This is a genomic window from Pseudomonas parakoreensis (assembly GCF_021602155.1).
Classification (GTDB): Bacteria; Pseudomonadota; Gammaproteobacteria; order Pseudomonadales; family Pseudomonadaceae; genus Aquipseudomonas; species Aquipseudomonas parakoreensis.
This window is the reverse complement of sequence record NZ_BQHY01000009.1, coordinates 171,583-185,629: the sequence shown is the minus strand read 5'-3', so window position 1 is coordinate 185,629 and position 14,047 is coordinate 171,583. Positions and strand designations below refer to the sequence as shown.

Here is a 14,047-nt window from a genome sequence, read left to right as displayed (position 1 = left end):
AGCCTCCATTCGTAATGTATGCGAATGGGCGCCGTTGTGCGTTTAGTGTCCGGCCGTGGCCAGTCAACGCCCCATCCGAGCCTGACAGGTTGATCCTGCTGCAGCGCCCCTCGGACAGGTGGCGGGAAAACGGTAGCAAGTGAAGGTTACCGTTTTGAAACGGGGGCGATTATAGCCGTCTAGACTGATCTTCCAAAGGGTTTCTGTCGGCCAGATGAAGATCGTTAATAGCGACCATAGTAGAAGGCTCATGGAGCATGACCGCCCGGTCTGCCAAGATGGCGCCATCTTTCGGCAAATGCTCAGGAGTGAACATGAATTTCCACACCCGCAAATGGGTAAAACCCGAAGACCTGAACCCCAACGGCACCCTGTTCGGCGGCAGCCTGCTGCGCTGGATCGACGAAGAGGCGGCGATTTACGCGATCGTCCAGTTGGGCAATCAGCGCGTGGTGACCAAGTACATTTCCGAAATCAACTTCGTCAGCGCCTCGCGTCAGGGCGACATCATCGAACTGGGCATCACCGCTACCGAGTTCGGCCGCACCTCGATCACCCTCACCTGCGAAGTACGCAACAAGATCACCCGCAAGAGCATCCTCACCGTCGAAAAGATGGTCTTCGTCAACCTCGGCGAAGACGGCCTGCCAGCGCCGCACGGGCGGACCGAGATCAAGTACGTCAAAGACCAGTTCAAGGAAGATGAGCTCGTCAGCGAGTAATGCGAGCCCTGTAGGAGCTGCCGCAGGCTGCGATCTTTTGACGTTGTTTTTGCAGAGCAAGATCAAAAGATCGCAGCCTGCGGCAGCTCCTACACTGTCATGCGTAAAACCGGGGATTTGCGTGGCGCATACAGAACGTATTCCAGGCAAGAACGGTCGTAGCTAAAAGCCCCCACCCGGTTCCCACGCCATGACCACCCCGACAGACGGCAAGACCCCCAACCTCTCGACCGATGAACAACACGAAGTCGAGAAAAACCAGCCGCCGCGCGCAGCGGTTCTGCATGAAATCATCCGCACGCAGGGCGATCAGGAACTGGAGCGCAGCATCGCCGCGTTGTGGTGGTCGGCGCTCGCGGCCGGATTGACCATGGGCCTGTCGCTGATGGGCATGGGCCTGCTCAATTCGCGCCTGCCCGAGGGTGACGAATTCAAGGTCATCGCCAGTTTCGGCTACTGTGCCGGTTTCCTCGCGGTGATTCTCGCCCGCCAGCAACTGTTCACCGAAAACACCCTGACCGCCGTCCTCCCGGTGATGACCAAACCGACCCTGGCCAATTTTGGCCGGTTGATCCGCTTGTGGGGCGTCGTCCTGTTCGGCAATTTGTGCGGGACGATACTCGTGGCCTACGTGATGCTCGAGCTGCCGATCTTTGACACCAGGACCGATCACGCCTTCCTTGAAATCGGCCGCAAGGTCATGGAGAACCACGCCAGCCAGATGTTCGCCAAGGGCATCGTCTCCGGTTGGATGATCGCCACCATGGTCTGGATGATCCCGTCCATGGAGAGCGCGAAGATGTGGATCATCATCCTCATCACTTATCTGATGGCGTTGGGCGACTTCACCCACATCGTGGTCGGTTCGGCGGAAGTCTCGTACCTGGTGTTTGCCGGCGAGTTGGCGTGGAGTGATTTCTGGATGGTGTTTGCCGGTCCGACGCTGGCGGGGAACATCATCGGCGGCAGTTGCATCTTTGCCCTGATCAGCCATGCGCAGATCCGCAGCGAAAGCGGTGCGCCAAAGGAAACAGGCAAGGCCAAAGGGTCTGCGGATCAGGCCGAAAAGCCTGACCCGCAGCAGATCAGAAAATGATCAGTGGTGCGCGGGTTCGGCCGTGGTGGCCGGCTCGTCGCGGGTGGCATGCTTGACCAGCTTGCCGATGGTCAGGCCCTGCAACAGGATCGACGACAGCACCACGATGTAGGTGATGCTCAGCAGCAGATCGCGCTCCGGGCCCAGCGGCAGGGCCAGCGCCAGTGCCACCGAAACACCGCCGCGCAAACCGCCCCAGGTCAGGATGCGGATGGTGCCACGCGGCACTGTGCGCCAACGCCGCAGCAGAACGATGGCCGGGGCCACGGTGAGCAGGCGCGACAGCAGGATCGCCAGCGCCAGCAAGCTGGCCGCCGCCACGTGCGCCCAGTTGAACGGCAGCAGCAACAGCTCCATGCCGATCAGCGCGAACAGCAGGGCGTTGAGCATGTCATCGAGCAGTTCCCAGAAGCCGTCGAGGTACTTGCGGGTCATGTCGTTCATCGCCAGGTTGCGCCCCAGGTTACCGATGATCAGACCGGCCACCACCATCGCAATCGGCGCCGAGACGTGCAGCTCGGTGGCCATCGCCGAACCGCCAATCACCAGCGCCAGGGTCAGCATCACGGTGATCTGATGCTGCTGGACGCTTTTGATCATCCGGTACACCCCATAACCGATCAGCCCGCCGAACAGCACGCCGCCAAGGGCTTCATGAACGAACAGCATGGCGGTGGCGCCGAGGGTCGGCGTTTCACCCAATTGGGCGATGCCCAGCAGCACGGTGAACACCACGACCGCGGTGCCGTCGTTGAACAACGATACGGTCTATATAGACACCTAAAACCTATGCCGTACATGTGACCATGTGGACAGACACCTTTCCATGGAGCGTGCCGGCTACCTTGAACGCGCATCAGAGCAGACTTCAGAAAGCTTCAGGCAAGCATGGACATAGGGAGAGAGCCTATACACATGACTAGAAGGATGAGGGGCAATGGAATTTGGCTGGGCGATTGCTCTAGCAGCTCGGCGCTCCAGGACTCGGGGCACTATTCCAGAGTAGGAATGAGCCTGTGAGTCAAAATAGAACTTGCATGATGTAGGCGACCGGACGTAATGAATTGCCCGATGCGAAGTTGATATTAAACCTTCTTAGAACTGGACGATTGCGAGACAAGGTGCATTGCCAGCTTCCTGACGGGAGAACGAATGTTGGCAATGAGGCATCCCAACATTCGTACTCTGGAAACTTTGCCAAGAGACTCAGCCAATGGAACTGACCAGCCTTGGCTTACGCAGCCTTACAATCTCCCTTTCAAGCTCGTCGATGTATCGGACAAGCATCAACTCGCGACTACGAACTCCGTCGCACTCATTTTTGAGGTCGGCAATTTCCCGGTTCTTAGCTTTGAGTTTGTCTTTTTCCTGCTGAGCGGAAGCTTTCTTTGGTGGGGGCTTCTGCGCAGCCGCTGCGTCCCTGACGGCTTGCCTCAGCGCCGCGAACTGAGGGCGATCAGCTCTGATCGACCCCCTAGTTCTCCCAGCCTCAAGCGCGACCAAGTCATAGGTGATAGGCATGTTTCTGCTGACGATCAGCGGTTTGCCAGCAAGGATTCTATTTAAGGCATCCCAAAAGATGATTAGATCGCAGAGTTCGGTCATGCTTGGATCCCCAGGCGAGTAGCGAAGGATGACAACTCATACTGCGTCTGAAGCTCTGCAGTGTGCTCCATGCTTCCTTGGTTGCAGGCCTCTACGGTCACATTCTGAAGGGCAATAAGCTTGAGGAGTTTTGGCTTGATAACGACTGCAGAAGCGCAGCCATCACAGCCTAGGAGATCAACGGTAATACGTTTAGTACAAATGCTATTCGACGTACACCCGCCCAGTGGTGTGGCGCGATACGATAGCTGACCTTTGTTCACTCGCTTGAGGGTTTCATCGAAACGCTCTGCATAGTTCAACTTGAGCAACGCTTTCTTGCCATGGATTTGAGCCCAGACGCCATGAGCGCCATAGAGAGCCTCTTCTGACATAATCACCTCATTAGTATATTGCCAGGATGCAACGTGACGTTCAGACTCTTGGAAAAGAGCTACCATGCTATCTTTCTTGCCGCTAAAAGCTTTAAGGATGTCGGGCGCGTAGATAGATCCACGACTATAGTATTTGGTCATGACTATACTTATGTGCTTGAGCATGGACTTCAGGGCTGGAAGGGTAACGATTCCGCTTCTGATTGCGTAAATTGCAGTAGAGCGCCGAAGCTGGTGAATGCTTAGAGGCCATGCGTTTCCGATATTGACTTCACTGGTTGCATTCCAGATGCGCAATGGATCAACGTTCTTAAGCTCCACCATATCGGCGGAGTTGATTGTCGGAGTGGTAAGCCTCCGTTGGAAACGAGATGGTTCATAGTTCCCGGCGACCGGTTCATCTGAGTTAATGGTCGCCGCATCCAGTACAGTGTTGCTGAAAGGGAAATACGCGGTAGAGATAAAAACATACTGATCGTCTGGGAACATTCCGTTACAAGCTAAAATCGTTTTACAGACGTGAGACGCTGCCGCAAATGGCAACTCAACGTCAGATGATGAATACCAGTCCACATGTTTTCTTCTTTTATGCAGTTTGGTCGTGAAACCATGCAGACTTCTAGAAATCACCACCCCATTTTTTATGTCTTGCCGAAGTGCGCTAAGCCGCAAGGAATAAAGTTCAGACCGCCTCATGCCTGTGAAGGAGTAAATCAACATTGCTGAACAATAGTTTATGACGCCAAAATGTCCCAACAGCTCCTTTTTGTCCGTGATATTGTTGGCATCTGCGTAGTTAGCGAGATCGCAGTGAGCTAGAGCTTTTACGAAACTTTCTTTATGGTCTTCTGATGGAGCTGTGCCGTGGTCGTTATTCCATGAGATCAGCACTGCCAGCTGTTGTAATTGTCCGCGATGCTCCATGTAATTGGCGATCTTCTTTTTGTACTCGACAAGCAACTCAACGTAGATGGCAGTAGGTATTACCAGTGTTTGGTCGTTTTTAGTGTTTTTAGAGAGGGGCGGTGCCTGGAATTTAGCCACTGCAGGCTTAAATCCCAGGTATCTAAACGGCAGCATTGAAATCTTTGGCAGCAAGTCTTCAAGTGCTGCCGCATTGCTCTTAGCTTGTTCAAGGCACAGCTTATGGATGCCTTTTACGTGCTCGATTGAAGACAAGGCTTGGAATACCGATATGTTGTTTTGGTAGCAATACTTTCGTGCTTTTTGCAGAACCAGGTTGTACCTGTTCATGGAGTCGACACCTAGCGGTGTTCCAGGTGATTTATAAGCGTGCCTGTCCAAGGCAAGCAGAATGCTCTTGGACTGTTTCAGATTGGTTCCCCAATTTGTCTCGGTGTGCTCTCCCTCGTAACCCAAATAAACAACCTTTCTTTGCGATATCCCTCGCTCGCGCCCCTGAATCGGCCAAGTGTTCTCCCAAAATTCGACTGGGGTACCGTCAGCCTGGGTCGCGACCACGAAATAATCCGATGGATATACATAATCTTCAGCAGATGCCGACCAAGGTGTTTGCTCGGAATCCAAATATTCAGTTAGAAAAAATTTTGCAAACTGCATTACAGAACCCCAATTTCAGAAAATATTCGTAGCTTGTTTTGCCAGTAGGGAGTCAGGTTTTCAAATTCGAAAACATCAATTCGAATCTGAGTAATCTCTGCCGCGAGGGAGGGGTTGCCCTCCATTTTCTTGATAATCCAGTAGATCTTATTCAAGGTGAGATCAAAAACCTGGCCATGTTCTGTTGGGCTGATCTGTATCAGCCGAAGCTGTTCTATGATGTAGGCCATGCTTAATAGTTTGTGGGCATCTTGGGCATTAAAATGAATTAAGTTGCTATCACAAAATAAGCAGCCAAGGAAGTTGCGGCAGTTTGGCTGAATTGAAACTTCATCCAGCTGCTTTGCTGGTATGAGTTGACCATCACATGACCCAGCTTGAGTCGTTCGAGCTGCCTGCTGCTGCTCTACGCTGGCCAGAATCAAGCCCAAATTGGTGAAGAAGGCTCCAGCTTGAGCAATGTTGTCTGCAACGTTACCTGCCTGGTAACTGGCAAGGGCGGTGCCCAGAGTGTGGTTTGCATCCGCAGCGGCGGCTTCGATGCCATGATGCGTGGTTTTATAATGATGGTGGTAGGCGCGGAGCTCCCGAAACCCAAAGATCGTAAGATTTGGATCCACCAGACGCCTAAGCTGTTTTCCTACAGTTGATGAGTAGCCATTGTCTAGAGGGAGTGGGCCGTTCTTGCGACCAAACGTACCAAAAAGATACTTGAAATCGTGACCATCAACGAGAGTTTCCCTGATTCGCAGATATGCGCGAAAGTGCACAAGAAATCTCGCCTCGAACGACAAGTCTAACTCGGTATGGCTACGCCATTTGATCGTTCGAAAACTTTGTATAACCGTATCAACAGACGATGTTGCATCCCAAGGTATTGCGCCCACTGGAGACTCGTTTCCCTCAGTGTACAAAATGAACATGAACAAGAAACAGTCGTGAGCGACTTTGCATAACTGCAATTGCTCCGTTTTGGTCAGTATTCTATCGAGGGAAATGAGTTTTTCATTATTTGCTGCATCTTGGATCCAACCTCTGTCTTTTAGAAGGTCAAATACGATTTGGAATCCATCTGAAGCGTCGTTCCCTGTTGCTTGCACGTGATTCAGCACATCACGCCTAATTGAGCTCAAAATCCTACCCGGTGTTTTATTGGTCTGGTAATGTAAGATCGCCGACTCAGACATCACAGGGTAATAGCAGGAAGTAAACCAATAAGTATGCCCAAAACCTTTCAGGGCGACAGGTACACTTTGTGTTCCCTCCATGAATGCGCTAATAGAGTCAAACAGGCCGCGCGCACCTGCTAAGGTCGGAAGAAATGCGTCTTCGGACGGAACTTCAGTATTGATTTTCTCATTATTACTGTATCCAGGATGTTGTATACCAATACCTACGTTATGAGTATGTTCTGGATAGAACTTCTCAGCTGATTGCATTGCGACCGTGAGTTTGCGTTGTGGGGTGTTTCGACGCTCAGGATCTGCTGTCGAACAAAGGTGGCGAGAGTATTCCACAAGTGCAAGGTGATAGTCTTCAATACTATCAAGCGCTGCTGGATGGCCATTTGTATCGCACCAGTCCAAAAACATAGCCGTTCGACTCCAATCCTCATGCACAGATGCAGGTCGTAGTATGCGAAAGTATTGCTCTACTATGCTTATAGCCCAGTTTAGAACAGCCTGTATTCTGCTGTAGGAGACTGTTTGGAGATCCACGAACGCTGGGTTGTAGGGCCTTGCCTTGACTCTTACGTGATATAGATACGCGCCGACATTTAGCCGGTGCACAGTCGCGCCACATCGAAGTGACAACTGCAATGAGGCGACAGGAATTTCATCCAATAGTCGCATGCATTCGTCGTAACTACTTTCGTCCAGATTTATTTGGCGCGAAACGAAAGCCACTTGTTCTGCCATTAATTCGCTTCCCAGGTGGTTCGGAGCTTTGCCTCCAAATAGGATTCGAACTTTCTTTGAGCTACTGCTTTTATTTGTTTCTTGCGTACGCTATTAATATAGTTTTCAGTCTCCTCTATGCTTGAATGGGCAAGCCTTTCGGAAACAATATTCAGGAGTTCAAGCCACGTGATACTACCAGAGTTGAGGCGATCAAGATTGTCAATCACTACGTTTTCACTGAACGATGCGCGCAAGTTGTGGAAGCGAACTTTAAATGTATTACCCGATTGCGCTAGCGCAGGGTTTAATTGCTGAAAGATAAAAGCTTGTACGGACTTCCCTACGCGTTGACTTCGATATTCACTTGCGAAAGTATCGTCTCCCTTGGCGTAATACGGTGCTCCGGTTTTTGTCAAAAAAATATAGGTGCTCTTCGCATTAGAGTAAAAGGATTTATCCTTGCGTGCTGCGTACCTCTCAGAAACGAGATATGTTTTGAGAGCTAACACAAGCCATCCAGGGATCAGTATCGGAAATCTTTTCTGAAATTTACTATCTGCGAATCCCTGTTCGCCGACCACTACTGGATGGTAGTCACTTCCGTCGTAGTCATCCAAAGCACTAGCTTGTAGCGTGAATACTGTTTGAAGCCTAGCTCCCGTAAGGATTGCGAGAAGAAAACCTAGGGTCATCTCCGTATTGTCGATTTGGAGCAGTGTCTCAATGAGTGCTTTTTGCTCTGTTTCGTCATACGCCCTGAGAGCTTTAGCGCCTAGGTTTTTTATAACTTTTAGCGTCAGATCGGTGCGTGTGATTTTCTTGTCATAAGACATACCTGCTTTGTTCTTGATGCGTATGTATCCTGTTGATTCCCTCCACATAGCCTGCTCGGGAACGAATCCTCTGTGCAGTAACCAGCGATAGAATGCAATGATTTTTCGAATCATTGCATTGGCTTTTTGTCCTTCTTTAGGGAACTCTTTGACGACATCACGATAATAGTCCGAGTAAGCGTATGTGGGTCTTCTGGCCTTTCTTAGGGGGAAGTTTAAAAAGTTAAGGCCGAGATCCAACATGATGCGAAAGAAGTCTTTTAAAGCTATTGCATGCTTTTCTACAGTCGCCTGGCTGGCTGTAGCGCCGGTAGCCACAAGATCGAGCAGGTAAAGATTGCCAAGTGCCCATGGAGAACCGTCCGGTTGCAGCAAACATGGAAAGTGGCTGAAAATTTGTTTCTCAACACTCTCCATAGGCATTAGGGGGAACAAGTTATCTGGAGATTTGCTGGCTGAGTAGTAAGTTATATTTTTTTTAGGCTCACGCTCTTCCAGTTCTACTGCTTGAAGTAGTTTTAGTTTTGCAATTTTTTTAATCGAAAGTTCCCCTGTCGGAGGACGGTTTTCGATTCTGATCAGGCCTGCATTGCTCATGATTTTCTTATGTCCATACACAAGGGGCGCAGTCGAGTGAGTGCTCGCTGCGAGTAGCTTAGGTTTCAAGTGATTTGAAAAGGCTAGCGTCGTGTAATTGGCTTTGCAATAGGTTTTTTTAAGAGAATATATACTTGTATGACAATATCCGTTAAATATTTATATGATCTGATTACCGTCTCCTAGCAGAGGTTGGCAGGACTTTGCAGGAGAGATTATCTGCTTGTATTCAGGCGGGCCCAATGTTCTTGAGGGGGGGTGATGAAATCTATAGTTGTTAACTTAAAAAGTCAGGGCTAGTAGATATATTGTCAATTTGTGGATAAATGTTTATATCCCATATCTATGAGAATTTTTTCCGTTTTGATTGTCTTTCTGGGAGGGGTGCACGGTTTCAGCCTAAGACGGCTTGGTGGCAGAGGCCGCTGTGCATCGTAGACGCGAGCTTATTTTTCCTATGATGAAGCAGATAGGATTGCTAATTCAGGTTCACTGCAGCTTTCCGGCGGCGTGCATCATTGATGGCGGGTTCTGCCTGTGTTTCACATCGCACTGAGGCCTACGGGCACCGCACACGGATGCTCTTTATGAAGCCCGTTAATCCTTCATTCGTATCAGGTGTTAGTCTACTTGCTAACAACAGCTCATCCCATTGTTACCTCCGGATTATCGATGATCACTTTCCAGCGACTCGCCGCCTGGCTATTCCTTGACCGCCGCCCCGAGCGTGAGAAAGTGCGTGAACGCGAGTTCATCCAGGCGGCCAACTCCTTGAAGACCCTCAAGGTGACACCAGAGGGCGGAATGTCCATCGATCCCGAAGAACTCCGAGATCAGATAATCGCGGCACGCGAGCAGTTGCAGCACCTTGTCCACCAGCCAGGAAAGCCAAGCAGGCCATTCCAACCTGTGGCAGAGAACGAGGTGGGGCAGAAGGCTTACCCCGCTGCTGAGGCCCCTGTAGAGCTGCAGGACTGTATTGAGGTGGTGGCTTGGCGTCGGCTCCATAGTGGCGCTGCTGTGCGCTACGTGTGCCTCCAGTCTACAAGTACGGGGCGATTCGCTGTCGCTACAGCCAGTCTGTTCACAGAGGCCATGGAGAGTCTCCCGACTTGGGTCGACGGCAATACCAACAGGCAAATCGCGAATGCCCTACAGCTCGATGATCTCCAGTGGTACGCGGCTGTGAGCGAGGCTATGGATGCATGGAATGCGGAGCTCTGATGACCCTGAGTTTTCGGTCACGGCGTGCCCCTGCGGGTAGCGGCTGTCGTGAACCGAGCCTTGGCAAAGCCTGCGTCTCGGCCCTTCGGGCTTTCATCCCGCACGCCTGCGCGCTCCGCTTGCGGTATGCAGAGATCAGTTCCTCCCTGGACAGTGCCTGTAGCTCGCACATTCTGATCCATTGAAAAGTCAAACGTGAGTCTGGCACTGGCTTTCTGAAGGGATAAACGCCCAGATTGGATGCAGGCTGAGAAAAGGGCATTCACCAGTGCGGTGAACAGCTTGATAGGAGTGAACCCGACCGAGGGCGATGCCCTGAAGCCGGGTTTATTCGGATTAAGCGAGCACAGCAGCGGGTTCCGCCGTATCGTCACCGCCTCCCTGTGCCGCTAGATCAGGCGAAACCAGACCTTGGGAGGAAGGGGCATAAGGGTAAAAAGCTTCAAACTTGTCATACGGGAAGAGTGACTGAATTTTGTACACGGCGTTTGTAAGAAACTGAGTCTTCTCTATATCGGCGTAATCACCGCTGTACCTTCCAGAGAAGAAGTTGACCTCCCAATAGCCAGCCTTTGGCCGTATTTCTCCCGCAATCCGAGCGGCCTGCATCCCAGTCATACTTGGGTGACCGAGCTCATCAGGTTTTGGAATGTCCTCAGCGACGAATAACACGCCGTCCTTACCTATGGCCCAGATAAGCTTACTCTCAGAGGATGGGTCGTTAGCCACTGAATCGGCCACTTTCTTGTAGGCCTCGTGAACATCAACCAAACGGATTTGTTGCGGATCCCAGAATTTTTTCGCGGTCTTGTTGGTGCCTTTTCCGTTCCGCGAGACCTCGTTCTCTTTAATGTGGTTGGGCGCACGCAATGTCCCATACATGCTATTGAGATGACTTTCGTAGTCATCTCGGCGCTGCTTCACAGCCCTGGTGAACGCCGGGAAGAAGTGCTGATCATCTAGACCGGCGATCTGGCTCTCCTGCCCCTTGAAGCCGGCCAGCATCGCATCTGCATAAATTGGGTCATGAATGTAAATGCCAGATACAGCGTTGCCCAAGGGAATGTCAGTCGCATCCAAGAACACCTGGAAAGCACACTCGGAATCCCAGTAGACATCAATTTGCCACTGTAAGCGTGCGAGGCTGCCAGTCAAGAAACTGAGTTTTTCCTTACGCCAGCGAATCATTCTCTCTTCATCGAGGGTGTAAGTACCCAACACGTCATTGACCTTGCGGTGGGTGTAATGTTTACGGACATCGTCTCGCGCTTGAGCAATCGATGCCAGTTTGATCTCGTACCTGACCGAAGGAACCGGGATCTCAAGCAGAGGACACATTTCATCTTCCAGGTATCCCAATACCTGATCACGAATACGCTCTGCTGTGCCATGAGCGAACTTGAAGTCGATGCGCGTCTTTCTATCTGCCGGGATGATCGAGATATCTGGAACAATAATCTCATGGGGAGCCACCCAGTTAGTGGCATCCGGTTCTCGAATGGACATCGCCAGCCCCCAACGACCTTTTACGGCCTCAGGAGTGGATTCCCCGAAAAATTCGTCAAGCATGACCATTTCTGCTCGTGCGTACGGCCCGAGTCGGTCGTCATGAACGTATACCCATTTCGAATCACCCCGGAAGTCATAACCAAGGGCGGTAATTGCGTGCCCAGCTTTGACGTACTCACCAGCTTCGTTGGGTTCCACGCCGTATACTTTTCCCGTCAAAATGACGGGCAGGTTGCTATTAATGTGAGCAACGAGGGACTCTCGGAAAGATTCAGGAGTTGATTCCTCAAGGCTATTGTTGTGATATCGCAGCCCCTCAATATCAAGCGTTCGCTGGATCTGCTTATTGGTAAGCTCTTTATTTGGGAATCCATTACTGGAACCGTCCACAAAATTCAGGGCGGCGGTGGTGATCTCACTGCAGGATTTAATGTCCTTAACACTACGACCAGGCGAACTGTGCAACGCTGTCCAAATGGCGGTGGTAGCACACGCGGCAACCACCTTGTCCTGTTCTTGGAATGCAATTGAGTCGATTGTCAGCTTGATGCCAAAGAGATTCACATCATAAGGCTTGTCAATTTTCTTCTTGCCCACACCTCGGTCACCACTGACACGAAGGCAGGTTTTCCCCACGAATGTCCTGGTGAGAGGTTTGATAACCATGAAACCGAGGTAGTGCGACTGGAGTTGCTCTAGAGTTTTTACAGCATTGTCATCCTCAGCATCATCTAACATTTCTCCCACGTCACCCGCCAGTAGAGCGTCGAGCCGCTTGTGAGTCAGATCGCAACTGAAGAAGTGAAGCCGAGCGCACTTGTAGCCATCGTTGCCGAAACGCCCCAGGTAAAAACGCGAGTAGTCCTCGAGGAAGTCTCGGTCGATGTATTCGTGCTCAAGCAGGATGCTTCCTACCGTCTTCTTACCCTTCGGAATCTCGGGCATGAAGGACTTCAAGTAGTTATAGATGTACTTGATCTGAGGTTTTTTGAAGATGTCAGCGTGATCATAGCCGTATGGCTCATGAATCAACGCTGCCATCGTCGCCTCTTCGAAGCTGGTGATGAGGTATGGAGTCATTGTGATCGCGCAAAAAAAAGCAGCCCATTAGGCTGCTTTCGGATGAAGGGATTTATTAGAGGCTGCAGGTCTTGGCAAGCAGCGTCGCAGTGACTTCTTGTTTAGCGAATTCACGTGCCAGACGGTGGTTAGTCGCGGCCATGCGATCACGAGCCGCCTTTAGGCTGGCTTCATGAGAACCGTTACGGTTACGGGCCTCTTCGATCATACGCTCAAGAGTCATAGCTCCATCCTCTAAGAATTTTGTTCCACGGTGCATCAACGAATTCCAATGCGCGACCACTGCTTTCAATGGAAAAAAACGTAATACTGCCTCGCTAGCAAAAGCGGTGCGGATTATCGAGCTCGTTCACCAAGCTTCACAAGCAGTACCTGCCGTCAGCCGACAAGCGGCTTTACGACTATAGTTCAGACTTGGCGAAAGCCCCCAAGGTTCAATAAACAAGCAGCCTCAGAACTCGGCAAACGGCAGCCCCGTCACAGCTCCGCTTCTCAGGAACGCCATTAAGGCTCTTCTCCTGCTAGTCGTTACCATAGCGACAAAAACCTCCATCAGGGAGGTGGCCAAGCTGGGCGAAAAATCGTTGATAACCGAGTATGGCATATGGCAATCACCCACTTAAAGTGTATTTTGCCGTTATTTTCGCCCCTTTATAGGGCGCCGGAGCGACGTTTTTTGAGTCTTCCATGCTCCCAGTCAGCGTTTGCTCGTCTGAATGGAAAGGATAGCCGACTAAAGGCTCAGTTATGCGTCGGCCCCCATGGGCCCCACGATGGAGGATTCTTAACGATGTCGATTGAGGTGCTGAGCTCGTCCTGCATGTGTTCAAAAACTCTGTCGAGACTTGGATGAGCTTTCGACTCTCGCAGGGCATTCACTAACGCCAATAGCTCACGCCCTTGAGCCACCGGCATTTGGATGTCGCAATACACGGTGTCATCGCTGTCTCGTTCCACGTCTATTCTCCGTCTGCATCAATCCAGCTTGGGCTTACTTCTGGCAGTTCTGTGTGCCTCGAGGTGCTGCATCTCTGATTCCCAACAAGCCAGGAATTTATACCAGTCCGCAGCGTAAGGCCCATCTAACAATCTGGTCGACCCGATACTCGCCTGATTGAAGCGCTCCCTCCAGGGCTGGGGGATAGTCTGCTCCAAAATGATGTCGATTCCGGAGTTGTGATGCTGCAGCGTGACACAATCCCGAAGCTGGTTGAGATCAAGTGCCTTGTCAGCATTGGGGGAGTATTTCCGTTCTTGAAGGTCAAGGTCATCAAGGATGGATAAGGCATCGAACGCCTTCGAATCGCCTGGAGATATGTGCGCAAGTATCCACAAAGCCTTTCGTCTCTTGGCCTCCAGTTCGCGCAGTTCATCGTCGGGCATTTGAGTTACCTCTTGTTGGCGTTGATGGCGTGCCGCCTGCGGCGTCAGGCTGCCGTAAATCGAGCCCCGCCAAGGCGTGTCTCGACCCTGCGGGCTCGCATCCCTCACGCCTGCGCGCTCCGCTTGCTTGGTGTTTGCGCCT

At 51.4% G+C, this 14,047-nt stretch carries 11 protein-coding genes, 1 pseudogene and 1 riboswitch; of the genes and pseudogenes, 3 read left to right on the top strand and 9 right to left on the bottom strand.

The window, feature by feature from the left end:
• Positions 1-19: 19 nt before the first annotated feature.
• Positions 20-118: riboswitch (S-adenosyl-L-homocysteine riboswitch) on the bottom strand.
• 196 nt (positions 119-314) lie between these two features.
• Together L6D63_RS16090 and L6D63_RS16085 are read left to right on the top strand one after the other, a co-directional pair.
• Positions 315-722 carry an acyl-CoA thioesterase gene (locus L6D63_RS16090; RefSeq protein WP_047297108.1) on the top strand — a complete coding sequence of 136 codons (408 nt, stop codon included), beginning with the start codon at positions 315-317 and terminating at the stop codon, positions 720-722.
• A 190-nt stretch (positions 723-912) separates the two neighbouring features.
• Positions 913-1,818 carry a formate/nitrite transporter family protein gene (locus L6D63_RS16085; protein ID WP_131670607.1) on the top strand — a complete coding sequence of 302 codons (906 nt, stop codon included), beginning with the start codon at positions 913-915 and terminating at the stop codon, positions 1,816-1,818.
• Here the strand turns inward: L6D63_RS16085 and L6D63_RS16080 are convergent.
• From L6D63_RS16080 to L6D63_RS16060, 5 genes and pseudogenes are all read right to left on the bottom strand, one after another.
• A pseudogene (locus L6D63_RS16080) lies at positions 1,819-2,580 on the bottom strand (cation:proton antiporter); the annotation flags it as partial.
• 444 nt (positions 2,581-3,024) lie between these two features.
• Positions 3,025-3,423 carry a hypothetical protein gene (locus L6D63_RS16075; protein WP_095023237.1) on the bottom strand — a complete coding sequence of 133 codons (399 nt, stop codon included), beginning with the start codon at positions 3,421-3,423 and terminating at the stop codon, positions 3,025-3,027.
• Positions 3,420-5,378, bottom strand: a complete 1,959-nt coding sequence (locus tag L6D63_RS16070) for a tyrosine-type recombinase/integrase (RefSeq protein WP_131670606.1) — start codon at positions 5,376-5,378, stop codon at positions 3,420-3,422. Before L6D63_RS16070 ends, L6D63_RS16075 begins: the two co-directional genes overlap by 4 nt.
• Complete coding sequence (locus tag L6D63_RS16065; RefSeq protein ID WP_227496829.1) at positions 5,378-6,970, bottom strand: hypothetical protein; 1,593 nt, start codon at positions 6,968-6,970, stop codon at positions 5,378-5,380. The genes L6D63_RS16070 and L6D63_RS16065 overlap by 1 nt, the downstream gene beginning before the upstream one ends.
• Before the next feature lie 326 nt (positions 6,971-7,296).
• Positions 7,297-8,709, bottom strand: coding sequence for a site-specific integrase (locus tag L6D63_RS16060; protein WP_103452362.1), 1,413 nt, complete (start codon positions 8,707-8,709; stop codon positions 7,297-7,299).
• A 672-nt stretch (positions 8,710-9,381) separates the two neighbouring features.
• Between L6D63_RS16060 and L6D63_RS16055 the strand changes: the two genes are divergently transcribed.
• Positions 9,382-9,933 carry a hypothetical protein gene (locus L6D63_RS16055; protein WP_007246725.1) on the top strand — a complete coding sequence of 184 codons (552 nt, stop codon included), beginning with the start codon at positions 9,382-9,384 and terminating at the stop codon, positions 9,931-9,933.
• A gap of 336 nt (positions 9,934-10,269) precedes the next feature.
• Here the strand turns inward: L6D63_RS16055 and L6D63_RS16050 are convergent, their stop codons facing one another.
• The 4 genes from L6D63_RS16050 to L6D63_RS16035 all read right to left on the bottom strand — a co-directional run bounded on the left by L6D63_RS16050 (position 10,270) and on the right by L6D63_RS16035 (position 13,905).
• Positions 10,270-12,483 (bottom strand): hypothetical protein, encoded by a 2,214-nt coding sequence (locus L6D63_RS16050; RefSeq protein ID WP_010203400.1) that lies wholly within the window; start codon positions 12,481-12,483, stop codon positions 10,270-10,272.
• Positions 12,484-12,577: 94 nt separating this feature from the next.
• Complete coding sequence (locus tag L6D63_RS16045) at positions 12,578-12,745, bottom strand: hypothetical protein (RefSeq protein ID WP_010203399.1); 168 nt, start codon at positions 12,743-12,745, stop codon at positions 12,578-12,580.
• A 518-nt stretch (positions 12,746-13,263) separates the two neighbouring features.
• Positions 13,264-13,479: a hypothetical protein gene (locus tag L6D63_RS16040; RefSeq protein ID WP_007246723.1), complete on the bottom strand. Its 216-nt coding sequence runs from the start codon at positions 13,477-13,479 to the stop codon at positions 13,264-13,266.
• 18 nt (positions 13,480-13,497) lie between these two features.
• Entirely contained in the window at positions 13,498-13,905 is a 408-nt protein-coding gene (locus L6D63_RS16035; RefSeq protein ID WP_038448081.1) for a hypothetical protein, read from the bottom strand.
• Positions 13,906-14,047: the final 142 nt, after the last annotated feature.